Source organism: Acidobacteriota bacterium, from assembly GCA_020845575.1.
Taxonomy (GTDB): domain Bacteria; phylum Acidobacteriota; class Vicinamibacteria; order Vicinamibacterales; family Vicinamibacteraceae; genus Luteitalea.
Genome location: JADLFL010000043.1, coordinates 1 through 22,988, shown reverse-complemented (window position 1 = coordinate 22,988; position 22,988 = coordinate 1). Strand labels below are relative to the sequence as shown.

Sequence of the window (22,988 nt, the reverse complement as noted above, 5' to 3'; positions counted from 1 at the left end):
GTGACGATAGTCTCCATCGTCATTCCCGTCTACAACAGCGCGTCGATCGTCGGACAGACGCTGAACCGCGTCGTGGCGGCCTGTGAGGCCATGGGCGAGACGTTCGAGGTGCTTGTCGTCGACGATGCCAGCCGCGACGGGAGCCTGCGCGTGCTGGAGGCGGCGGCGAGACGGCATCGAGCGATACGCGTCATCGGCCTGGATGCCAATGCCGGCCAGCACGCGGCGCTGCTGGTCGGCCTCCGGGCCTGTTCCGGCGAGATTGTCGTCTGCATGGATGACGACATGCAGCACGCGCCGGAGGCGATTCCGCGCCTCGTCGAGCGGATACGTGCGGGGCACGACGCGGTCTTCGCGCGATTCGAGCGGCCGCGCCATGCCTGGTGGCGGCAGGGAGGCAGTCTTCTCATGCGCGCCATCGATCGCGGCGTATTCGGTGCGCCGTCGGGGCTGGCGGTGAGCAGCTTCCGGGCGATGCGGCGCGACGTGGTCGATCGCGTGTGCGCGTATCGCGGCACATCGCCATTCGTACGCGGACAGATCCTGCGTGCCTCCCGCACGCCCGCCAACGTGGACGTCGAGCATGCCGGTCGCGCAAGTGCCAGCAGCTACACGCCGATGGCCTTGATTGGCGTGACGATGCGTGTCCTGCTGGAATGGTCGGCGGTTCCGGCGTGGTGCTGCCTCACGGTTGGAATGGTGTTCCTCGCGGCCGCTGCGGGCTGGTACCGCCTGGCCGATCCCCCAATCAGTGGACTCATGGTGCTGCTGTCACTGCACGGGAGCGCGCTCGTCGGGCTTGGTGTTGCCGGACTCGCTGGACGGAGACGGCAGGAACGCCGCGCCGCGGCGTTCCATGCGCAGGGCAATCGCGCGCAGTCGCACCGCTGACGGATAGAGCCGTTCCAAGCAGCTGTCCTCGGCGGTGTCGATGTGCATCAGGCACGCGCGTCCCGCAACCAGTTGCGCGTGCAGGGCACCGATGCCGCCTGACGCCGTGAATGGCGACACGCTCGCCATCAGGCACCCCGCGGCAAGGAGGCACGCGGCCGCCTGCATTGCGCCCGCCCGCCGGCGAGAGACCGGCTGACCGTTCGCTGCGTCAGCCGTGGCCGTCACATGCAACAACGCAGTGATGGCGACCCAGAGGAAAGCGCCACCGTAAGCGAATCGCGGTTCGTGCATCGACGGAAGCGCCAGGCCACCGCGCGCCAGGCCAACGGCCACCGCGTAGGTGGCCGCCCAACCACCGATGGCGATCCAGGGCAGGGCCCGCGCGCGCCAGGGGCGTCGCAGGGCGAACGCCGTCAGCGCCGCGAAGAGCGCGAGACCCACGACACCCATGACGCGCGTTGCGCGATACCCGAGTGACGGCGACGCGAGCGCTGCCGGCAGTCCGGCGACGGCGGCGATGCCATGCACGACAGCCTCGACGCTTGGCGGTGCTGTCGGCGCAAACGGTGCCGCACCGCGGGCGTCGGCCAGGTGCAGCCCGATTGTCGTCATGGCCACGGCAAGCAAGAGCGCGAGGACGGTGGGAGGTGGCCGAGGCACGCGTACCCAGAGCAGGACCAGCACGAACGGCCACGTGAACAGGCCCGGTCCGTACGACAGCGACGCCACGAGGCAGAGGCCGGCCGCCGCTGCGGCCCGCGCCGTGCCGGTGCCGCGCCCCGTGACGATGTCGACGGCGGCCACGAGTGCGAGCACCACGATGTGTATCGAATACTGACGTGGGTCCATCCACATCGGCCAGTACGCGAGCGTGAACACGAACGCGGCGATACCGGACTGCACGAGCGTTCCGGGTGGCGCCGGCGCCGTTCGCCGCAGCAGGCGGACCAGCAGCCACAGCGTGGCGAGCGACAGGGGGATCTTCAGCCAGATGCGAGGGAGCACGTCGATCGACGACGCCGCGAAGAGCGCCCTGTCGATCGCCAGCGGGATGGTGACGCGATGACCGTTGAACAGGGCGAGGTCGCTCGTCGCCGGTCCCTGTGCGACGTCCGGATAGAGTCTGTCCAGCCAATCCCACGTGTCCCAGTAGGGCACGTCGACGGCGTAGAGCGCGACGAGCAGCGTCACGAGGATCGCCGGAATGTGGCGCACGACGCGCCGCCACACCGGCGCGCCGCCGACACCGTCGCGTGTCACGTGCCGCCGGCCGTTCGTGGCGGCAGGCCGATGATGGCGCGTGCCTCGTCGGGTGTGGCGGGTTCCCTGCCCGCGGCGCGCCCGAGCGCCACGAGTCGCTGCACCAGCGCGACATTCGACGCCGGTATCGATTTGCCGGCATCCATGAACAGGCTGTCTTCCAGTCCCACACGGACGTGGCCGCCCATCGTGATGGCCATCGCGTTCACGGGGAACTGGAAGCGGCCGATACCCGTGGCCGCCCACGTGGCGCCCGCGGGGACCGCGTGCGCCATCAGTGCCAGACTGAGCGGCGTAGCCGCCAGCGTGCCGCGCGAGCCGAGCAGGAGGTTGACGTAGAACGGCGGCCGCAGCACGCCCTTGTCGATCAGGTAGCGTGCGTAGTCGAGCATCCCGAGGTCGAACACCTCGAGCTCGGGCACGATGCCACGTTCCTGCATGCGCGTGGCGAGGGCTTCGATCATCGCCGGCTCGTTCACCGACGCCTGCGTCGGAAAGTTCATCGAGCCGAGCGTCAGCGAGGCCATGTCTGGCCGGGTCTCATCGTCGAGGTCGAGCACGGCCGCGCGCTGTTCCAACGCACCGAACGTCCGTCCGCTCGTGGACACGCACACGATGAGGTCGGGTGCCGCACGACGGACCGCGATGATCACGTCGCGGAAGATGTCAGGGCGCCACGTCGGGACACCATCGGTGTCGCGCGCGTGGAGGTGGACGATCGATGCACCGAGCGCACGGCACGCCGCGGCATCACGCGCGATCGTGTCGGGCGTCACCGGAAGCGATTCGTTGTCGCGCGGCGTCGGCACCATGCCTGTCGGCGCGAGATTGACGATCAGCGGAGCCATGGGGTCAGCGGCCCTCGATGCCTTCGCGCACCACGCGCGCGGGGACGCCCATCACCTGCACATGGTTGGCGACGGGCTTGGTGACGAGCGCACCGGCGCCGACGAGGCTGTGATGCCCGACGGTCAGCTTGTCCAGCACGATGGCGCCGATGCCGACGTAACTCGACGCGCCGATGTCGCAGCAGCCGCCGATGTTGGCGCCGGGGCCAAGTGTTGCGCAATCGCCGACAGCGGTGTGGTGGCCGATGAGCGCGCCACGGTTGACGATCGCGTGACGACCGATTCGCGCGTGCGCGCCGAGGATCGCGCCGGCACTGACGATCGCGCCCTCGCCGATGTGCGCGGTGCGTGACACGCGCGCGCTCGGGTGGATGAGTGTCGCAAACCGCAGGCCGAGCGCGGCGGCCTGGTCGACGAACCGGCGACGGTGCGTCGTGCTGAGTGCGCAGACACCGACGTGCGTCGGCGCCAGTGCCGCAACCTCGTCGATCCAGTGGATCGGGAGGCCTTCGAGGCTCGTGCCGACGCGGTCGCGCTCCATGTTCTCGACAAAGCCCGCGACGACGATCCCGTCGATGTCCGATGCGAGGTCGGCGACCTCCACGGCGAAGGTGCGTGTGCCGAGGACGAGCAGTCGTTGCGGCGTACTCACGGCACGCGGTCTCCGTCGAAGAACTCGTGTATCGCGCTCACGACGAGGTCGACGTCCTCGTCGACGAGGTCGCTGTAGAGCGGCAGGCTGAGGATGTCGGTGAACACCTGTTCGGTGGCGGGCAGCGGCGTGCGAAACGCCGCAAAGGCCGGCTGCAGGTGATTCGGGATGTACTCCACAGACGTCCCGATGTCGCGCGCGCGCAGCCAGGCCATCAGATCGTCGCGACGCCCATCGTGTACGCGCACCGTGTACGTGAAAGGGCACGCGTCCGGATGTGGCCGTGTCACCGGCGTGAGTCCACGTACTCGTGCGAGCGCGCTGTCGTATCGGGAGACGATGGCCTGCCGGCGTGCGCGGAAGTCCGGCAGGCGCGACAACTGCGTCAGACCGATGGCGGCGTTGATGTCGGGCATGTGCGCCCGCCAGCCGTGGGACTCGACGGTGTACGCCCACGCCGCCGCACCCGTGTGGCGCCGCCAGCCGTCGGCGGAAATCCCGAGCGTGCGCGCCGGTCGCAGGCGCGCCGCGAGAGCATCGGACGCCGTGACGATGGCCCCGCCTTCTCCGCACGTGATGGTCTTGATCGGATCGAAGCTGTAGCAGCCGGCATCGCCGATGGTTCCGAGCGCCCGGCCGCTGCGGTTCGAGCCGAAGGCGTGCGCGGCGTCCTCCACGATGCGCAGGCCGTTGTCGGTGGCCAGGGTGACCAGTTGCGTGATGTCGCAGCTCGTCCCGCCGAAGTGCACGGGCATGACGGCACGAACGCCGATGCCGTCACGTCCGGCAGCGCGCAGGCGTGTGGCGCAATCCTCCAGATCGACTTGCAATGTGTCGGCCACCACGTCGCAGAACACCGGCCTGAGCCGCGCCGCCACGATGGCCTGCACGGAGGCGACGAAGGTGAGCGAGGGCACGAGCACTCCGCTCCCCGGAGGAAGCGCCAGTGCCTCGAGCGCGAGATGCAGCGCGGCCGTTCCACTGCTCACGGCCACGACGTGCGGGACGCCGAGCTGCGCGCGCAGGGCGTCCTCGAACGCCGCCGTCGCGGCGCCGGCGCCGAGCCACCGGCTGTCGAACACGCACGCCACGGCCGCGAGTTCCTGGTCGCCGATGGCGGGTCTGTGGGTGGGGATGAAGCGGCTCATCGGAACGCGCCCAATCGCCAGCGGCGCGCGTGGCTCCAACGGGCGTCAAGTGGAGCCGGACCGGCTGGGTGCCTGGTCGAGACCGGCGCATTGTACATCGCGGTCGGACGAGCCGGATGGCCGTGGTGCCTGACCAATTCCTGTAGGCTTGAGGGCCACGGTGTTTCATCGCATGCACACCCGCCCATCGTCTCTGTCCCGTCGTCAGGCGCTCGCTCTGCTCGGCGTCAGCCCGTGTCTGTTGCAGCCGCCGGCCACATCGGCTGCCACATCCGTGTCGTTGTTCGACGGTGCGTCTCTCGGTGCCTGGAAGTCCGTGGTCTTCGGCGGCGAGGGCGCGGTGTCGGTCGTGGACGGTGCGATTCGCCTCGAACGTGGCAACGACCTGACGGGCATCGTGTGGACCGGGGCGCTTCCGGGGCCGAGTTTCCGCATCGAGATGGACGCCATGCGCGTGGACGGCACCGATTTCTTCTGCGCCGTCACGGTACCCGTCGGCCGCAACCACTGCACGTTCGTGGTGGGTGGCTGGGGCGGCACCGTGGTGGGCTTCTCGAATCTAGACGGTCTCGATGCCTCGGAGAACGACACCAGTCGTGCCATGCACCTGGACGACAAGCGCTGGTATCGCATCGCCGTGGACGTGACGCCCGATCGTCTGCAGGGGAGCATCGACGATGTGGTCGTTGCCGACGCGAAGCTGGCCGGCCGCGACGTGGACGTGCGAATCGAGATGCTGGCCTGCCGTCCCCTCGGCATCGCGAGCTGGCGCACCACCGCCGACCTCCGGAACATCACGATGACGGAGAGACAGTCGGCTTAGGGCCGGCTCTCCGAGCCCGGCCTTTCCGGTTGCCGGGTTGCCCGTTGTCGCTCCCTATCCCCCTTTGGTATGCATCTCGACGTGTGGGTCGAGGCGGGTGCCGGCGGGACGGATGAACGCCGTGCGCGAGGAGGCGGCCAGGCGGGCTTCGGCCCCGCGGTCGGTGCGTTGCTGCCAGGCGTTGGCGATGAGCGCGCCGAGTTCAGCGTCCGAGGCACCGTCGCGCAACGGCGTTCTGATGTCGAGTCCCTGCGTCGCATAGAGGCAGGAGAAGAGGTGGCCGTCGGCCGTCAGGCGCAGGCGGTCGCAGGTGTCACAGAACGGCCGCGTCGTCGATGCGATGATGCCGAACGTCTGGCCCGATCGCAGTCTGTAGCGTGACGCGGGAGCCGGACCGTCTGGCGGCAGCGTCTCGAACTCGCCGAAGGCGTCGCGTACGCGCGTGAGGATCTCGGCGTGCGAGATGACGGCTGCGAGCGACCAGTGCGTGGCGCCTGGGACGTCCATGTACTCGATGAGGCGCATCTCGGCACGGATCGACGCCGCGTAGGCGAGCAGCGCTTCCAATTCGTCGTCGTTCACGCCGCGCATGAGGACGGTGTCGATCTTGATCGAGCCGAACGTCGCGGACGCGGCTGCGATGCCATCGAGCACGGCGGAGAGATGGTCGCGTCGCGTGAGCGCTTCGAACCTGTCGCGGCGCAGCGTATCGAGACTGACGGTGAGGCGGTGGAGTCCGGCGTTGCGGAGGTGTTCGACGTGTGGCGCGAGGAGCACGCCGTTGGTGGTCATCGCGAGGTCGTCGAGCGGCGTCAGCGTCGCGAGCGCCGAGACGAGATCGCTCACGTGTGCGCGCAGGAGCGGCTCGCCCCCCGTCAGGCGCACGCGCCGTACGCCGAGCCCGAGACACACCCGCGTGACGCGCGTCAGTTCCTCGAACGTGAGCAGCGTGGCCTTCGGCAGCCAGACATAGTCGGCGTCCGGCATGCAGTACGCACACCGGAGGTTGCAGCGGTCAGTGACCGAGATGCGCAGGTGGCCCAGCGGACGCCGCCACCGATCGAGAAGCACGCCGCCGATTGTACTTCCTGCCTCTCGTCGGCCACTTCCTCCGTCCTCGTCCCTCAGGCCCGCGAATCCCCGCCGCCCTGAAAAAAGGCCCCCGATCCGGTGCCCGCGGATCGGAGGCGTCAGGCTTCGACGCACGAGGCGACGGAAGCGGAAGCGCAGGGAATTGCGAAAGGGACGTCTGACGGGTCAGGCCACGCGGTCGAGTACGCCGGTGGGGCATGGCGTGGCGGCGTCGAACGTGGCGGCCACCTCGTCGTGCTGGCTCGCGTCGAGCCCATCGAGTTCGGCGTCGGGAGAAACGCGCATCGGCCATGCCGTATCGACGATCCGGTAGAGCAGCCACGAGCCCACGAACGCGAAGACCGACACCACCACGAGGGCGAAGAGGTGGACGCCGAACGTGTGCCACGTGCCGTTGATGAGGCCTACGTCCCTGGCGAACACGCCCGTGAGCACCATGCCGACCATGCCGCCCACACCGTGGCAGGGGAAGACGTCGAGCGTGTCGTCCAGCGTGCTCCGCGACTTCCAGTGCACGGCCACGTTGCTGACGATGCTGGCGATGAGGCCGATGGCGATGCTGTGGCGCACGGAGACGAAACCGGCCGCCGGCGTGATGGCCACCAGGCCCACCACCGCGCCGATGCACGCGCCCATCGCCGACGGCTTGCGGCCGCGCACCATGTCGAAGAACACCCACCCGAGCATGGCCGCGGCCGATGCCGTGTTGGTGGTGGCGAACGCACTCACGGCGGCGTCCCCTGCCGACAACGCGGAACCGGCATTGAAGCCGAACCACCCGAACCAGAGCATGCCCGTGCCGAGCAGCACGTACGGGATGTTGGCGGGCTCGTGCGTCTCGCTGGCCATGTGGCTCTGGCGTCGACCGAGCACCAGCGCGCCGGCGATGGCTGCGAGGCCGGCCGACATGTGGACCACGGTGCCGCCGGCGAAGTCGAGCACGCCCATCTGCCGCAGCCAGCCCTGCGGATGCCACGTCATGTGCGCGAGCGGCGAGTAGATGAAGATGCTGAACAGCACCATGAACAGGAGGTAGCTGGAGAAGCGGACGCGCTCGGCGAAGGCGCCCGTGATGAGCGCCGGCGTGATGATCGCGAACTTCAACTGGAAGAGGGCGAAGAGCAGGAGCGGGATCGTCGGCGCCAGATCCGGGTGGGTGGCCGACCCTACGCCATCGAACATGAAGAAGGTGAGCGGATTCCCGATGACGCCGCCGATGCTGTCGCCGAAGGCGAGGCTGAAACCCACAACGACCCAGAGCAGGCTGATGACGCCGAGCGCGACGAAGCTCTGGAGCATCGTGGACACGACGTTCTTGAAGCGCACCATGCCGCCATAGAAGAAGGACAGGCCTGGCGTCATGAGCAGGACGAGGCCGGTGGCCGTGAGCATCCAGGCGACGTCGCCGGCGACCCAGGGATCCCCCACGGGGACGGGCGGAGCACTCCGCGGAAACAAGGCTGCCACCGCGACGGCGGTGAGGACGAGGAAGGGCAGGGCACGAACGTTCACGGAACCTCCAGATGCAGCAGGGCTGCGAAGCAAAGCAGCACAGAGCGTACGTCGAATGTGCGGAACGATCAATGTTTGGCCATCACTTTAAACAACAAAGTGATGTTGTTGGGGCGACTGTCCATCGATTCGTGCTCTGTCTGGTGATTCGTAGGTTATGCAGACTGGCTTGGCCGGCCCGTCGAGACGAATCACCGGTGGCCGCTCGATGTATCGTGGGCGCCGTGCGGAAGGCTGGGCGCGCCTGCTTTGGTGCCGGACTGGCGGAGGACGGATGGCGCGCGGCGTTCGACAGGCCGCTGGCCATCGAGGAGGCCCGGAACCTCGACGAGGTGCGCCGCCTCGTCGACTGGATCGACGGCCGGACGCGGGCCGGGCAGTGGGGCGTGCTGCTGCTCGCGTATGAGTCGGCGCCCGCGTTCGATCCCGCACTCGTCGTGCGCACGCCGGATCCAGCGGGAACACGCCGCGCGAGCGTGCCGCTGGCCTGGGCGGCCGCCTACGACGCGCCCCTCGACGCCGCTGATGTGAGCGCCTGGTGTCCGCTGCCGGCACCCGACGCCAGGTCGCCGGTGCCCGGTATCTCCGTCCCGATTCCCGGTGCCCGGTGCCCGATGCCCGGTGCCCGGTCCCCGGTAGGCGCCGTCGACTGGATGCCGCGGCTCGACGAGACACGATTCGACGCCGACATCGCGCGCATCCTCGCGCACATCACCGCCGGCGACACGTATCAGGTCAACTACACGTTCCCGCTGGACGCCTCATTCCCGCACGATCCGTGGCCGTGGTTCGCGGCGTGCGCGCGCGAGGCGCGCGTGCCCTTCGCGGCGTGCATCGACATGGGCGCCGCGGTGGTGATCAGCCTGTCGCCGGAGCTCTTCATCGAACGCACTGGTGGTGACGTGCGCACGCGGCCGATGAAGGGCACCACACGACGCGGGCGCTGGCTCGCCGAAGACGTGGCGCTGGCCGACGCGCTGCAGGCGAGCGACAAGGCGCGCGCCGAGAACGTGATGATCGTCGATCTGCTGCGCAACGACCTCGGACGGCTCGCGCAGCCGGGCTCGGTGCGCGTATCGGATCTCTGCGCGATCGAGCGCTACCCGACGGTATGGCAGATGACGTCGCGCGTCGACGCGCGTGTGAGCGGCGGCACCGATCTGTGGGCGCTCCTCTCCGCGGTGTTCCCGTGCGGGTCGGTGACCGGTGCGCCCAAGGTGCGCACCATGCAGATCATCGCGGACCTCGAAATCGCGCCACGCGGCATCTATACGGGCGCGATCTGCCTGCTGAAGCCAGGCGGGGATCTGATGGCGAGCGTGCCGATTCGCACGGCGGTGCTCGATCGTCTGACGCAGCGCGCGACGTTCAGCGTCGGCGCGGGGATCACGTCGGACTCGGACGCGGCCGACGAATGGGCCGAGTGTCTCGCCAAGGCGCGCGTCGTCCGTCCGGCTGCCGTTCCTGCCGAGGCCGAACTCCTGGAGACGATGCGATCGGACGCGGGCGCGATCGTGCGTCGCGAGGGTCACGTGCGTCGGCTGCTCGATTCAGCCGCGTTGTTCGGTTGGCCGGTCGAACGTGCGGCGCTCGATGTTGCGCTGGATGCTGTTGCGCGCGAACACCGGGATGGCACGTGGCGCGTCAGGCTCGTGGCATCGCGAGAGGGGCGTATTCGCACGACGGTGTCGCCGTTCACGCCGGACGCCCGCATGTGGCGCGTGGCGCTTGCTGGTTCGCCCATCGACACGCGTAGTCCGCTCCTGTTCAACAAGACGACGTGCCGGGAGGTCTACGAGCGCGCTCGAGCCGCGGCACCAGACGCCGACGATGTCCTCCTCTGGAACGCGCGTGGCGAGCTCACCGAGTCCACCATCGCGAACCTCATCGTCGAGATCGATGGCGCGCGGGTGACGCCGCCCGTGTCGTGCGGTCTGTTGCCGGGCATCTTCCGCGCCACCCTGCTCGCCAGCGGCGAGGTGACCGAACGTATCGTCCACGTCGACGACATGCAGCGTGCCACCCGCCTCTGGCTCGTCAACAGCCTCCGCGAGTGGATCGAGGCGGAACCTCTCGCTGGGTGGTAGCGCCGGCGCTCCGAGCCCGGCCCTACGCTCGACGGTGGTGGCATCTGTCAGGTTGCCGGTTGCCGGTTGCCGGTTGCCGGTTGGCGGTTGCCGGAGAGAGTCCGCGTTAACGCCACCCTCCCGTGCTGCGTCCTCGTTCGAGGAGACGCATGGCAGACATCCTGAGCGAGGTTCGGACATCACTCCGCGCGCTGCGGCGTGCGCCGGGGTTCACCGCGACGGTCATCGCCACGTTGGGGATCGGCATGGCGCTGTGCGCCCTCACCCTGGCGCTGCTCGACGCATACCTGTGGCGTGGATTCCCCTATGCCGGGGCAGACAGGCTGTATTCGGTGCAGTATGGCCAGCCGGGGCAGTCCCCGCCGCGCGGGATGGAGGGGCGCGACTGGACGTCGCTCGACGATCTCGTCGAGCACCCGGTTGCGTGGGATCTCGACATGTTCTACCTGCTCGGGCGCGAACACACCGAGCAGGTGTCCGGCGCGTGGGTCACGCCGGGATTCATGGAGGCATTCGGTATCCGTCCTGTGCTCGGACGTGGATTCGACGCCGAGGCGTTCACATCAGGTGGTCCGAACGTCGCGATCATCAGCCATGCGCTGTGGACGACGCAGTTTGGTGGCGACGCTGATGCGATCGGCAGGACGTTCACGGCCTATGTGAGCGACAGGCCGGACGAGGCCGAGACCTTCACCATCGTGGGCGTCCTGCCCGCCGGATTCTGGCACTTCAACCCGTTCACCAGCGTGCTCGTTCCACTGCGCGCACCCACGTATCCCTATTTCGTACGCCTGCGGCCGCACGCGTCGCCACAGGATGTTGCCGCGCGCATCTCGGGGCTCGTGAGCGATGCGGGCGCGGCGCCGGTGCCGGTGCGATTGGAGCCGGCGCACGGCCGCTATACGGCGACCGTACGACCCATGCTTCGAGCCGCGATGACGGCCGCGGCGCTCGTGCTGCTGGTGGCGTGCGCGAACGTCGCGGGCCTGCTCCTCGTGCGTGCGGCGGCGCGCGAACGCGACCTCGCCGTACGCGTGGCACTCGGAGCAGGTCGGCTGGCGCTCATCAGGTCGTCGGTTGCCGAGGCCGCGCTGCTCGTGACGAGCGCCAGCGTGCTCGCCATCGTCGTGGCGGCGATGGCGATCTCGTGGCTGGGACCGACGATGCAGGAACACCGCGGGCGGTCGGCGCCTGGTGGACTCCTGGCCATCTCGGGCAGGACAGCCGCGATCATCGGCATCGTCGGCCTGGCGACGACACTGATCTGTGCGTTGGTGCCCGTGATGGGCATGCGTCTGCTGAAGCCCTCGGTCGTGCTCGCGCAGGCCGGTCGGACGTCGACAGCAGGCGGGGCGAGTCAGCGCACGCGTACGGCGCTCATCGTCGCGCAGGTGGCGATCTCGCTGTCGCTCCTGACGGGCGCGACGCTGATGCTCAGGACCGTCTCCGTGCTCACCGCCATGGACTGGGGCATTGCCAGTGGCGGCGTCACGACCACTGGTCTCGCGCTGCGGCAGTCGCGTTATCCGAACCCCTCGGATCGCGCGCACGTGTTCGACAGGCTCCTGACGTCGCTGCGTGCGATGCCAGGCGTCGCGTCGGTGGGGCTGACGTCGGCGTCCCTCACGCAACAGCCGCGCCTCATCGACGTGGGCACGGACACCACGGATGTCGGTGTCGCACGCACGTCGGTTCACGTCGTGTCGGACGGCTACTTCTCGACGCTGGGAATTCCGATCGTGACCGGCCGGCCCATCGAGCGAGACGATGTCGAGGGGCGAGAGGCGGTGGTCGTGGTCAGTGCGACGCTCGCGCGACGGCTGTGGCGAGACGATGTGGCAATAGGTAAGCGTGTCGTGACTCTTGAAGAGGATGACGAGGATGAACCGCGGCGGGTGGTGCGCACCACGATTGGTGTGGCGGCCGACGTGAGGCAGGGCGGCACCGACGAGGAGCAGGCCGACGTCTACGTGCCGCTGATGCAGCAGCCCGGCCGCTTCGCGTCTGCCATCGTGCGCATGGCTGTCACGCCGGGCGGCGCGTCGGTGGATCCCGACGAGTCACTTCGGCGTGCGGTTCGCGACGTCGATCCGGAGATCGCCATCGACAGGATCCGGCCGCTTCAGGACCTGATGGCTGCGGACATGGCGCGTCCGCGGTTCATGAGTGCGCTGCTCTCGACGCTGGCGCTCGCCGCCTCTGTACTGGCCCTCGTGGGGTTGTATGGCCTCGTGGCATACGCGGTGCGTCAGCGCGAGCGGGAGATCGCCATCCGCGTGGCGATCGGCGCTGGACCGGGACGCATCACGCGTCTGTTCCTGGGGCCAGCCAGCGTGGTGCTCGTGGTCGGACTGACGCTCGGCATCGGAGGCGCGCTCATGACGGGTCGGCTGCTCGCGACACAACTCGTCGGCGTGACGAGCGCCGATCCCCTGGCGCTCGCCGGAAGTTGCGTCGCGTTCGCGCTCGTTGCGCTCGTCGCCACGTGGTGGCCATCACGCCACGCCGCCAGCACCGATCCCGCGCAGGCGCTGAGATCGGCATAGGGGCGGCTACACCTGCCTCCACTCGAACGGTTGCCGCCTGTGCGGCATTCGGCATTCCCGGCATCGCGGCATTGCCGTATTACCGAGGAGGCAACGCCAGGTTCGGGGCGGAGTCGCCGAAGATGTGGTGGTTGAACCAGAGCAGGTTGTGCTGCATGGTGGCGCGCATGGACTTCGGCTTGGTGATGCCGTGACCGAAGCCCTTGTACACCACCATCTCCACCGGCACGCCCCGGTCTTCGAGCCCCTGGCGCAGCTCGTACGCGTTGGCGATCGGCACGCGACGATCGAACTCGCCGTGCTGGATGAGCGTGGGCGTCTTCGCGCCCATCACGTACGACATCGGCGACGTCTTGCGATAGATCTCCGCATCCTTCGCCGGGTCCGCGCCGAGGTACTGGATCGTGAACGGCGTGATGTCGGTGTTGTAGTAGTACGTCGCCCAGTTCGAGATGCCTGCACCCACCGAGATCGCCTTGAACCGCGTTGTCGACGTGGTCAGGAACGCCGAGATGTAGCCGCCCTGGCTCCATCCCATGCATCCGAGCCGTTCGGGATCGACGATGCCCTTGGCGATGAGTGCGTCGATGCCAGACAGCACATCCCATGCGTCGCCGACGCCGAGATTGCGGACGTTCAACTGCCTGAAACGCTGGCCGTAGCCCGCGCTGCCGCGATAGTTCACCTTCAGGACGAGCGCTCCACGCGCGGTCCAGATATCGACGGGGTAGTAGCGCGCATCGATCGCCTGCGGACGATCGATGCCCGTCGGACCGCCGTGAATCACGCACAGCAGCGGATACTTCCGCGTCGGGTCGAAGTCTCGCGGCTTGGCGAGGATGCCTTCGATCGTCTCGCCATCCTGGCTCTTCCATGACACGACTTCACGCGTGGCCAGCGTCCAGTCCCCCAGCACCTTCGAGCGCGCTGTCAGGACGCGGGGCGTGAATGGTGCCAGGCTCGTCACGCTCACCTCGGGCAGCGTGGTGGCCGACGAGGACGAGAACGCGAGCGTGCGGCCGTCGGCACTGAACGATGCCGCCAGCAGGAGGAGTGCATCGGGCGACGAGACGCGGGCAATGGCGCGCGTCGCCGGGTCGACGCGGAACAGGTGCGCCGCCGTCTTCTGCAAGGCGCTGATGTAGAGGCCGGTCGGCGCCCAGGCAACCAGTCTGGCGTCCTCGTCGAGCGAGTCGGTGACAGACACCGGTGTGCCGCCGCCGGCGTCGACGATCGCCACGCGCGTGTTCGCGTGGAAGAAGCGCGGCTCGCGCATGGCCGACGAGAACGCGATTCGCGTGCCGTCCGGCGACCACCGTGGCGACGTGTCCGGGCCGTCCTGCGTGACGAGTTGTCGCACGGCATCGCTCGCGAGATCCAGCACGTAGAGATCCGACGAGCCGGTGTCGATCAAATCCGGTGTGCGCGTCGCGGCGAATGCCACGCGCGCTCCGTCCGGCGACACGTCGAAACCCTGTACGTGTCGCGTCGTGCCGGACGTGCGCTGGCGTCCCTTGATCGGCGCGGTGAACGCGTCGGTCGCGACCAGAGTCCAGAGGTGAGCGTACCGGTAGTCTCGATGGACGACAGTGAAGTCGCCATAGGCGTCCTTGCGCGCCCTGTCGGCCGGGGCGTCGCCTTCAGGTGCGCTGAAGACGATCGTCCTGCCGTCGCGCGCCCACGCGTGATTGACGATCGACGCGTCGTGACGCGACAGCGTGATCGCCTCGCCACCGTTGGGCCTGATGGCCTGGATCTGCGCCTTGCCGTCGACCGTTCGCAGGAACGTGATCCACACGCTGTCGGGCGACCATTCGATGTCGCTCACCGACTCGGTGCCGCGCGTGAGCGGCACGACGGTGCCGGCCGATACGTCGGCAACCATCAGTTGCGTGACGAACGCGTCCTTGTCCCAGTTGGTGGTGGCTTCTTCGTAGGCGACCCAACGTCCGTCGGGGGATATCTGGACGCTGCCGACCGAGCCCAGGTTGACGAGATCGTCGATGGTGGGGACGCGAGGCGTGCCGCCGGCTGTCTGACCGGCGGCACCTGTGACGATCGCCAGGAACGCCGCGAGGATCGCGGCGAGAACTGTTCGGATATGGGGGCCTGGCATGCGCATCTCCGTGAAGACACGCATTGTAGGCGAGCCAGCGCCCCCCGGCGCGTCCTAGCCCTGGACCGGCGCGTTCTGTTCCTGCGGCTTGTGCGTGACGGGGTTCAGGAAGGGCATCATCGCGCGCAGCTTCGCGCCCACGTCCTCGAGCGTCTGCGTCTGCTCGTCGGCGCGGACCTTGTTGAACCACGGACGCCCCTGCTCGTTCTCGTCGATCCACTTGCGGGCGAACGTGCCGTCCTGGATCTCGGCGAGCACCTGCTTCATGGCCGCGCGCGTCTCGTCGGTGATGATGCGCGGACCGGTGTAGTAGTCGCCGGCCTCGGCCGTGTCGCTCACCGAGTAGCGCATGTAGTTCAGGCCGCCGCGATACATCAGGTCGACGATCAGCTTGAGCTCGTGGAGGCACTCGAAGTACGCGATCTCGGGCTGATACCCGGCCTGGACGAGCGGCTCGAAGCCGGCCTTCACGAGTTCGGCGGTGCCGCCGCACAGGACGGCCTGCTCGCCGAAGAGGTCCGTCTCGGTCTCCTCGGTGAACGTCGTCTCGATCACGCCGGCGCGGGTGACGCCGATGCCCCTGGCATACGACATCGTCAGCGCGCGCGCATGGCCCGTGGCGTCCTGATGGACGGCGATGAGGCCGGGCACGCCGCCGCCCTCCTCGAACACTTCACGCACGCGGTGGCCCGGCGACTTGGGGGCGACCATCGTGACGTCGACGTCGGCCGGAGGCACGATCGTGCCGTAACGGATGTTGAAGCCGTGCGCGAACATCAGCATCTTGCCGGCGGTGAGGTGCGGCGCGATGTCCTTCTTGTAGAGCGAGGGCTGCACCGTGTCGGGCGCGAGCAGCATGATGACGTCGGCTTCCTGCGCCGCGTCGGCCACGCTCACCACGCGCACGCCGGCGGCCTGCGCCTTGGCGGCCGACGCGCTGCCGGCCCGCAGGCCGATGCGCACGTCGACGCCGCTGTCCTTGAGGTTCAGCGCGTGCGCGTGTCCCTGCGATCCGTAGCCGATGATCGCGACCTTCTTCGCTTGAATCAGTGAGAGGTCGGCGTCGTTGTCGTAGAAGATTTTCGCAGCCATGTGTTGGTGATTCTCGAAATGTCGAATGCAGAATGCCGAATGTCGGGTTGCAGCCGTCCGCCGAACCCTTTTTCCCTTTGCCGTAAGCCCTGAGCCCCCGCTACACCGAGTGCGACAGCACGTCCTCCTCGGCCTGGGCGGCGCTCAGGTCCTGTGTGGCGTCGGGAGGCGTGCTGGCCGTGCCCGTGCCGCGCAGCATCGCCAGGCGGCCCGTGCGCGCGATCTCGAGGATGCCGTACGGCTCGAGCACCTCGATGAGGCTCTCGACCTTGTCCTCGTTGCCGGTGATCTCGATGACGAGCGACTCCGGTGAGACGTCGATGATGCGGGCCCTGTAGATCGGTGCGAGCTGGAAGATCTGCGCGCGTGTCTCGGGCGTGGTCTTCACCTTGAGGACGGCGAGTTCCCTGACGATCGACGGCTGCCTCGTGACGTTGTCCACGCGCAGCACCTCGAGCAGCTTGTAGAGGTTTGCCTCGATGCGGCGGGCGCCGAGTTCGTCGGCCTCCACCGCGATCGTCATCCGCGACACGCCGGCCGTCTCGGTGTGGCCGACGGTGATCGAGTCGATGTTGAAGCCGCGGCGCCGGATGAGCCCGCTCACGCGGGTGAGGACGCCCGGGTGATCTTCGACGAGCACCACGAAGGTGTTCATGCGTCAGCTCCGGTTTCGATGATGGCGCTCGGGCGCCGGATCATGTTGTGCAGGTCGTTGCCCGCCGGCACCATCGGGTACACCGAGTCTTCCTGCTCCACGCGGAAGTCGATGAGCACCGTGCCCTGGTGGCCGCTTGCGTCGCGCACGGCCGGCACCACCTCGGCTCGCGAGGTCACCTGCATGGCCTTCAGGCCGAACGCCTGCGTGAGCTTGACGAAGTCGGGGTTGACCAGCGGCGTGGCGGCATAGCGGCGCTCGTAGAAGAACTCCTGCCACTGCCGCACCATGCCGAGGAAGCCGTTGTTGATGATCGCGATGTTGATGTCGATGCCTTCCTGCGCGATCGTCGCCAGTTCGCACATCGTCATCTGGAAGCCGCCATCGCCGACCACCACCCACACTTCGGCATCGGGCCGCGCGACCTTCGCGCCGATCGCGGCGGGCAGCGCGAAGCCCATCGTGCCGAGTCCGCCCGACGTGATGAGGGAGCGCCGGCTCTCGTGCTTGTAGTACTGCGCTTCCCACATCTGGTGCTGGCCGACGTCGGTGACCACGATCGTGTCGCGATCGCGCGTCTCGCGCCACAGGTCGTTGATGACGTGCGCGGCATAGAGGTGACCGTTGTCGGGCAGGTTCTGGATGTCGCGAACGGCCGAATCGCCCTTGAGCATCGAGATGTAGGCGATCCAGTCGCTGCGATCGCGCGCCTCGACGCGTGGCATGAGCTGCTCGATCGTCTGCCGGAGGTCGCCGATGAGGCCGACGTCGACGCGGACGTTCTTGTTCAACTCCGCGGGATCGATGTCGATGTGGATCTTCTTTGCATCGGGCGCGTACGTGCGCACGTTGCCCGTCACGCGATCGTCGAAGCGCATCCCGAAGGCGAGCAGCAGGTCGGCTTCCTGGATGGCGGTGTTGACCCACGCCTCGCCGTGCATGCCCATCATGCCGAGGTTCAGCGGATGGCTCGCCGGGATCGCGCCGATGCCGAGCAGCGTCGTCGCGATCGGCACGTTGGCCTGTTCGGCGAACGTCAGCACCGTTTCGCGGGCGCCCGACAGTTCGATGCCGCGGCCGGCGAGGATGATCGGGCGCTTGGCCGAATGAATCAGCTCGATGGCCTGATCGACTTCGCGCGTGCTCGGCGTGTGCGACGGACGATAGCCGCGCAGCGTCGGTGCCTCCGGCCACACGAACTCGCAGGTCGACTGCTGGCAGTCCTTCGTGATGTCGATCAGCACGGGACCGGGCCGACCCGACCGTGCCACGTAGAACGCCTCGCGCACCACGCGCGCCACGTCCTCGGGACGCGTCACAAGGTAGTTGTGCTTGGTCACGGGCAGCGTGATGCCCGTGATGTCGGTTTCCTGGAAGGCGTCCGATCCGATCGCCTTGCTGCCCACCTGCCCGGTGATGCAGACGATGGGGACCGAGTCCATCATGGCGGTGGCGATGCCGGTGACCATGTTGGTGGCGCCTGGGCCGCTCGTGGCGATCGCGACGCCGACCTGGCCTGTCGCGCGCGCATAGCCGTCGGCCATGTGCGTGGCGCCCTGCTCATGGCGCACCAGGATGTGACGGATCGGGTAGTCGAGCATCGCGTCGTACGCCGGCAGGATCGCGCCGCCAGGGTAGCCGAACACGCAGGTGACGCCTTCGCGCACCAGGCTCTCCCACAGGATTTGGGCTCCGGTCTTCTTCATGGGGATACTCGAGGTTCAGGAATGCAGGGCGGGGGCCGGCCGCGTGATGGCGCCTTCCGACGCCGATGAAACGAGGCTGGCGTACTTGGCCATGACACCAGTGGTGTAGCGCGGCGCGGGCGCGCGGTACGCCGCGAGGCGTTGCGCGATCTCCTCGTCGCTCACCGCCATGTCGAGGCGGCGTTGCTTCAGGTCGAACGTGATGACGTCGCCGTCGCGGATGGCGGCGATGGGGCCGCCCGACACGGCTTCGGGAGCGACGTGGCCGGCCATCAGGCCGCGCGTCGCGCCGGAGAAACGGCCGTCGGTGAGCAGCGCCACGGAGTTGCCGAGACCCGCGCCCATGATGGCGGCGGTGACGCCGAGCATCTCGCGCATGCCGGGACCGCCCCTCGGTCCTTCATGGCGGATCACCACCACGTCGCCGGCGACGATCTGGCCCGCCTGCACGGCGGCGAACGCGGCTTCCTCGCCTTCGAAGACGCGCGCCGGCCCCTGATGCCCGGCGAGCGACGAACCCGCCACCTTCACCACGCACCCGTCGGGCGCGATGTTGCCCTTGAGGATCAGTAGCCCGCCCGTGGGCTTGAGCGGCGTATCGAAAGGCCGCACCACATCCTGTCCGGGCGTTTCACGCACCGCCGCGGCTTCTTGGCCGATGGTGCGGCCGGTGACCGTCGGCGCCGATCCGTCGATGAGGCCTGCCGTCTCGAGGCGCTGGCACACGAGTCCGGTGCCGCCGGCGTAGTGCAGGTCGGCGGCCACGTAGCGTCCGCCCGGCTTCAGGTCGGCCAGTAGCGGCGTCTTGTCGTTGATCGCGTTGAAGTCGTCGATGCCGAGTGGCACGCCGGCTTCATGGGCGATCGCGAGCAGGTGCATCACGGCGTTGGTCGATCCACCTGTCGCAACGACGCCCGTGATGGCGTTCTCGAGCGCAGTGCGCGTGATGATGTCGCGCGGACGGACGCCCCGGTGGAGGAGATCGAGCGCCAGTCGGCCCGCGTGTTCGGCGGCCGCCTGCTTCTCGGGCAGCGTTGCCGGAATGCTCACGCTGCCCATCGCGGCGATGCCGAGGAACTCGGCCACCATCGCCATCGTGTTGGCCGTGAACTGGCCGCCGCACGCGCCCACGCCGGGGCAGGCCTTGTCTTCGAGATCCTTGAGTTCGACGAGCGAGATGCGTCCGGCCGCCTGCGCGCCGATGCCCTCGAACACGTCCTGCACCGTGACGTCCTTGCCCTGCCACGTGCCCGGCGCAATCGACCCGCCGTAGAGGATGACGCCCGGGATGTTGAGGCGGGCAAGCGCCATGATCGTGCCTGGAATCGTCTTGTCGCAGCCGCACAGCATCACCACGGCGTCGAGGTGATGGCCGAACGTGACCAGTTCGATGGAGTCGGCGATGACCTCGCGGCTCACGAGCGAGGCGCGCATGCCTTCGGCGCCCATCGTGATGCCGTCGGAGACGGCCACCGTGTTGAACTCCATCGGCGTACCGCCCGCCGCGCGCACGCCGGCCTTCACGTGCTCGGCCAGCTCACGCAGGTGGAAGTTGCATGGCCCGATCTCGGTCCACGTGTTGGCGATCCCCACCAGCGGCTTGGCGAGGTCCTCGTCGGTGAACGCGCAGGCCTTGAGCATCGCGCGCGCGGCGGCGCGGTTCGGGCCGTCGGTGAGCGCGGCGCTCTTGTGCTTGTTGAGGTCGGTCATGCGGGATCTCCTGCCGCCACGGGCACGGAACGGGGCAGCAGCGTCGACGCGTACGACCCGAGATTGCGGAACATCGGCGCGAACTCGGCCAGGTGCGCGAGCGCGCGATCGCAGCGCGCATCGTCGGCACCCACGGCCAGGTCCACGTAGAACAGGTATTCCCAGGGGCGCCCGGGAATCGGCCGCGACTCGAGCTTGGTCAGGTCGATGCCGCGGAGCGCGAACACGCTGAGCGCCTTGAACAGCGCGCCGGCCTCGTTGGCCAGCGTGAACACGACTGTCGTCTTGTTGCTCGGCGCCCCGGTGATGCCGGCCTTGCCCACCGGCGCCACGACGATGAAGCGGGTGATGTTGTCGGCGAAGTCCTGGATCCCCGACTCGAGGATCTGGAGGCCGAAGACGGCGGCGGCGCGCTCGGAGGCGATCGCGGCCGCACCGGCGATCTGCTTGTCCTTGATGAGCTTGGCGCTACCGGCCGTGTCGTACGTGGCCACCACCTCGACGCCCGGAAGGCTCCGCAGGTACCTGTCGCACTGGGCGAGCGCCTGCGGATGCGAATAGATCTGTCTCACCTGATCGAGCGTCGTGCCAGGCAGCGCGATCAGGCTGTGGATGACCCGGAGTTCGAGGTCGCCGACGATCTGGAGCGGATGCTGGAGGAGGAGGTCGTAGTTGCGGTGGATGGTGCCGCCGATGGAGTTCTCGATCGGCAGGACCCCGAAGGCGGCCTCGCCTGCCTCGACCGCGCGGAACACCTCGTCGAAGCTGGGACAGGGTCGCGCCGTGGCGTCGGGCGCATGGCGTTGCGCCGCCGCCTCACTGTACGCCCCCGGTTCCCCCTGATACGCCACCACCATGCCTGTCGATGGTGCGCGTCTGGAGCAAGGAAAGTCAAAGTTATCTTTGTTAGATAAACATGCGCGATATTTATTGCGTTCGGCAACCGGCAATGGGCAACCGGCAACCGGAACGGGCTCGGACACGGATGCCGGGCTCGGAGAGCCCTACCTACGGCGCAGCCCCAAGGGGCATGGAGGCCAGGGTTTCCGTCATTCGTCATTCAGCATTCGTCATTCCCCGAACAGCCGTTCGGCGATCGTGCGGATCTGCTGGCCGGGGCCGCGGCAGGCCCAGACGTGGCTCGCGTCAGCGAGTCGGGTCGAGGAGGCACTGCTGGACGTCGGCGGGATGCGCAAGGCGGGCGTGTGGTGCTCCAGTTCGATGAAGCGGCCGAGTGCAGGCGTGTCGACGGCGCAAAGCTGGGCAGCGCATCCGGGCGAGGCGAGGTCGTCGGGCGTTCGCCACGCGGTGTCGATGTAGGTGCCTGACGAGTCGACGTCGAAGGTGCGCACCACGAGCATCGCGGTGTCGCCCTCCCGGTGGAGGCAGCCGATGCGCCCCGTCAGAACCGGGGCGTGCACGCCGATCTTGTGGATGCCTGGCGTGGAAGGGCGATAGCGAAGCAGTCGTGTGCTCGAGTGCAGTTCGCCAGGCGTCACGCCGCCGACGTACGACACGACATCTGCCGCGGCACGCGTCGAGACGAGACACTCGGCACCGGAAGGCACCTGCAGCAGGCCCCACATGCCAATGGCCACGTCGCGATCGCACGCCAGCGCAGTCAGGGTAGTCGTCTGGACGTAGCCAACATGGCTGACGTCGGCCGGCAACGACTCGACGCCAGACGGTGGGGCGGTGGCAGCGTCCCACGTCTTGGCCAGCTCGAGGGACACAGTGGCCTCGGTTCGAGAGAGGCGCAGTTCGAACCGATTGACCAGTCCCGAGTCTGTGACCTGATACGCGCCCGGGTCGAGCGCCGCGGGGCATTCGCAGATCGACGTGTCGGGAAACGCGGGGAAGAACACGTCCACTTCAGGCGCGATCCACGTGCGGTCGCCGCCGACATTCCATGACGCGGCGTTGGCCAACAGGGCACCAGCGCTGTCGACGTTACCGAGCGCCGGATGTGTCCACAGCAGGTTCTCCTCGCTCCCGGCCGTGAACAGCCCGAGCACGCGCGCCCCTCGACGGAGGCGCAGTACCTCGCCGTCGCCAGCCGCCAGCACGTCGAACGGCTCGCGACAGGACCGCAACGTCTCGATCAGCGCGCTGCGTCCGACCCTCTCGGTGATAGCCATTGCGGTACGCGATCTTTTCACGAACGTCGAATGAGGTCGGCCCCGCGTCGGTGTAGACGGACCTTGTCCTGCAGTTGGCGATGTCCATTGCGGCCGGGCCCGGAGGGCCGGCCCTACCTACCGGCCAACCTGCGACCGTAGCTGGTAGGGCCGGCTCGCCGAGCCCGGCCGTCCGCCGTCCGCCGTCCGTCCGCCGTCCGTCCGGTTGCCGGTTGCCGGTTGCCGGTTGCCCATTGCCGGTTGTTCGCCCCGTATAATGTTTCGTCCATGCTTCGCCCGTATCGTGGCCTGTGGCCTCAACTCGACGCTTCGGTCTTCGTGGATCAGAGCGCGCAGGTCATCGGCGACGTGGTGATTGGGGCGGAGTCCAGCGTCTGGATGAACTGCGTGGTGCGCGGCGACGTGCACCGGATCCGGATCGGGGCGCGGACCAACATCCAGGACGGTACCGTCGTGCACGTGATGCGCGGCACGCATCCGACGATGATCGGGGATGCGGTGACAATCGGGCATGGCGCACTTGTCCACGGGTGCACGATCGAAGACCGCGTCCTCATCGGCATGGGCGCGATCGTGCTGAACGGTGCGGTGGTGGGCAGCGATTCCATCGTCGCCGCCGGGACGCTCGTCACCGAAGGCACTGTCATTCCCCCGCGGTCGATGGTCATGGGCAGTCCCGGCAAGGTGAAGCGGGCGCTCACGGATGCGG

At 68.3% G+C, this 22,988-nt stretch carries 18 protein-coding genes; 5 read left to right on the top strand and 13 right to left on the bottom strand.

The features are described 5' to 3' along the window. The gene (locus IT182_12530) at positions 1-891 is read left to right on the top strand and encodes a glycosyltransferase family 2 protein (GenBank protein MCC6164167.1); all 891 of its coding nucleotides are present in this window, start codon (positions 1-3) and stop codon (positions 889-891) included. On the opposite strand, the gene IT182_12525 is transcribed toward IT182_12530, so the two are convergent. The 4 genes from IT182_12525 to IT182_12510 are packed head-to-tail and all read right to left on the bottom strand — an operon-like array spanning position 772 to position 4,802. Further along, positions 772-2,154 carry a hypothetical protein gene (locus tag IT182_12525; protein MCC6164166.1) on the bottom strand — a complete coding sequence of 461 codons (1,383 nt, stop codon included), beginning with the start codon at positions 2,152-2,154 and terminating at the stop codon, positions 772-774. The two genes, IT182_12530 and IT182_12525, sit on opposite strands and share 120 nt — an antisense overlap. Next, positions 2,151-3,002 (bottom strand): 3-keto-5-aminohexanoate cleavage protein, encoded by an 852-nt coding sequence (locus IT182_12520; protein ID MCC6164165.1) that lies wholly within the window; start codon positions 3,000-3,002, stop codon positions 2,151-2,153. Before IT182_12520 ends, IT182_12525 begins: the two co-directional genes overlap by 4 nt. A gap of 4 nt (positions 3,003-3,006) precedes the next feature. Further along, a complete protein-coding gene (locus IT182_12515; GenBank protein ID MCC6164164.1) occupies positions 3,007-3,654 on the bottom strand; it encodes an acetyltransferase in 648 nt (215 codons plus the stop codon). Continuing rightward, the gene (locus IT182_12510) at positions 3,651-4,802 is read right to left on the bottom strand and encodes a DegT/DnrJ/EryC1/StrS aminotransferase family protein (GenBank protein MCC6164163.1); all 1,152 of its coding nucleotides are present in this window, start codon (positions 4,800-4,802) and stop codon (positions 3,651-3,653) included. The genes IT182_12515 and IT182_12510 overlap by 4 nt, the downstream gene beginning before the upstream one ends. A 274-nt stretch (positions 4,803-5,076) precedes the next feature. Between IT182_12510 and IT182_12505 the strand changes: the two genes are divergently transcribed. After that, positions 5,077-5,625, top strand: coding sequence for a DUF1080 domain-containing protein (locus IT182_12505; protein MCC6164162.1), 549 nt, complete (start codon positions 5,077-5,079; stop codon positions 5,623-5,625). A gap of 54 nt (positions 5,626-5,679) precedes the next feature. On the opposite strand, the gene moaA is transcribed toward IT182_12505, so the two are convergent. Together moaA and IT182_12495 are read right to left on the bottom strand one after the other, a co-directional pair. Then, positions 5,680-6,705 (bottom strand): GTP 3',8-cyclase MoaA, encoded by a 1,026-nt coding sequence (gene moaA / locus IT182_12500; GenBank protein ID MCC6164161.1) that lies wholly within the window; start codon positions 6,703-6,705, stop codon positions 5,680-5,682. 177 nt (positions 6,706-6,882) lie between these two features. Beyond that, on the bottom strand, positions 6,883-8,109 hold the full coding sequence (locus IT182_12495; protein ID MCC6164160.1) for an ammonium transporter: 1,227 nt from the start codon (positions 8,107-8,109) through the stop codon (positions 6,883-6,885). Between the two features lie 317 nt (positions 8,110-8,426). Between IT182_12495 and IT182_12490 the strand changes: the two genes are divergently transcribed. Next, positions 8,427-10,316 (top strand): chorismate-binding protein, encoded by a 1,890-nt coding sequence (locus tag IT182_12490; protein ID MCC6164159.1) that lies wholly within the window; start codon positions 8,427-8,429, stop codon positions 10,314-10,316. Between the two features lie 149 nt (positions 10,317-10,465). Then, positions 10,466-12,862: an ABC transporter permease gene (locus IT182_12485; protein MCC6164158.1), complete on the top strand. Its 2,397-nt coding sequence runs from the start codon at positions 10,466-10,468 to the stop codon at positions 12,860-12,862. Positions 12,863-12,941: 79 nt separating this feature from the next. Here the strand turns inward: IT182_12485 and IT182_12480 are convergent, their stop codons facing one another. The 7 genes from IT182_12480 to IT182_12450 all read right to left on the bottom strand — a co-directional run bounded on the left by IT182_12480 (position 12,942) and on the right by IT182_12450 (position 22,279). Continuing rightward, complete coding sequence (locus tag IT182_12480) at positions 12,942-14,978, bottom strand: S9 family peptidase (GenBank protein MCC6164157.1); 2,037 nt, start codon at positions 14,976-14,978, stop codon at positions 12,942-12,944. A gap of 54 nt (positions 14,979-15,032) precedes the next feature. After that, complete coding sequence (gene ilvC / locus IT182_12475) at positions 15,033-16,070, bottom strand: ketol-acid reductoisomerase (GenBank protein MCC6164156.1); 1,038 nt, start codon at positions 16,068-16,070, stop codon at positions 15,033-15,035. Positions 16,071-16,170: 100 nt separating this feature from the next. Next, on the bottom strand, positions 16,171-16,725 hold the full coding sequence (ilvN, locus tag IT182_12470) for an acetolactate synthase small subunit (GenBank protein MCC6164155.1): 555 nt from the start codon (positions 16,723-16,725) through the stop codon (positions 16,171-16,173). Further along, entirely contained in the window at positions 16,722-18,431 is a 1,710-nt protein-coding gene (ilvB, locus tag IT182_12465; GenBank protein ID MCC6164154.1) for a biosynthetic-type acetolactate synthase large subunit, read from the bottom strand. Before ilvB ends, ilvN begins: the two co-directional genes overlap by 4 nt. Before the next feature lie 15 nt (positions 18,432-18,446). After that, a complete protein-coding gene (gene ilvD / locus IT182_12460) occupies positions 18,447-20,141 on the bottom strand; it encodes a dihydroxy-acid dehydratase (protein ID MCC6164153.1) in 1,695 nt (564 codons plus the stop codon). Further along, the gene (gene pheA, locus IT182_12455) at positions 20,138-20,998 is read right to left on the bottom strand and encodes a prephenate dehydratase (protein MCC6164152.1); all 861 of its coding nucleotides are present in this window, start codon (positions 20,996-20,998) and stop codon (positions 20,138-20,140) included. Before pheA ends, ilvD begins: the two co-directional genes overlap by 4 nt. Before the next feature lie 213 nt (positions 20,999-21,211). Then, the gene (locus IT182_12450; protein ID MCC6164151.1) at positions 21,212-22,279 is read right to left on the bottom strand and encodes a hypothetical protein; all 1,068 of its coding nucleotides are present in this window, start codon (positions 22,277-22,279) and stop codon (positions 21,212-21,214) included. Between the two features lie 267 nt (positions 22,280-22,546). Here IT182_12450 and IT182_12445 point away from each other — a divergent pair. Further along, positions 22,547-22,988, top strand: a 442-nt coding sequence (locus IT182_12445; GenBank protein ID MCC6164150.1) for a gamma carbonic anhydrase family protein, incomplete at its 3' end; no start/stop codon positions are given.

Excerpts from the sequence above, each read along its gene's own strand:
- IT182_12520 (MCC6164165.1), bottom strand. The coding sequence starts at position 3,002 with ATGGCTCCGCTGATCGTCAATCTCGCGCCGACAGGCATGGTGCCGACG.
- IT182_12510 (MCC6164163.1), bottom strand. The coding sequence starts at position 4,802 with ATGAGCCGCTTCATCCCCACCCACAGACCCGCCATCGGCGACCAGGAA.
- IT182_12495 (MCC6164160.1), bottom strand. The coding sequence starts at position 8,109 with ATGCTCACGGCCACCGGCCTCGTCCTGCTCATGACGCCAGGCCTGTCC.
- IT182_12485 (MCC6164158.1), top strand. The coding sequence starts at position 10,466 with ATGGCAGACATCCTGAGCGAGGTTCGGACATCACTCCGCGCGCTGCGG.
- IT182_12480 (MCC6164157.1), bottom strand. The coding sequence starts at position 14,978 with ATGCCAGGCCCCCATATCCGAACAGTTCTCGCCGCGATCCTCGCGGCG.
- ilvC (MCC6164156.1), bottom strand. The coding sequence starts at position 16,070 with ATGGCTGCGAAAATCTTCTACGACAACGACGCCGACCTCTCACTGATT.
- ilvN (MCC6164155.1), bottom strand. The coding sequence starts at position 16,725 with ATGAACACCTTCGTGGTGCTCGTCGAAGATCACCCGGGCGTCCTCACC.
- ilvB (MCC6164154.1), bottom strand. The coding sequence starts at position 18,431 with ATGAAGAAGACCGGAGCCCAAATCCTGTGGGAGAGCCTGGTGCGCGAA.
- ilvD (MCC6164153.1), bottom strand. The coding sequence starts at position 20,141 with ATGACCGACCTCAACAAGCACAAGAGCGCCGCGCTCACCGACGGCCCG.
- pheA (MCC6164152.1), bottom strand. The coding sequence starts at position 20,998 with ATGGTGGTGGCGTATCAGGGGGAACCGGGGGCGTACAGTGAGGCGGCG.
- IT182_12450 (MCC6164151.1), bottom strand. The coding sequence starts at position 22,279 with ATGGCTATCACCGAGAGGGTCGGACGCAGCGCGCTGATCGAGACGTTG.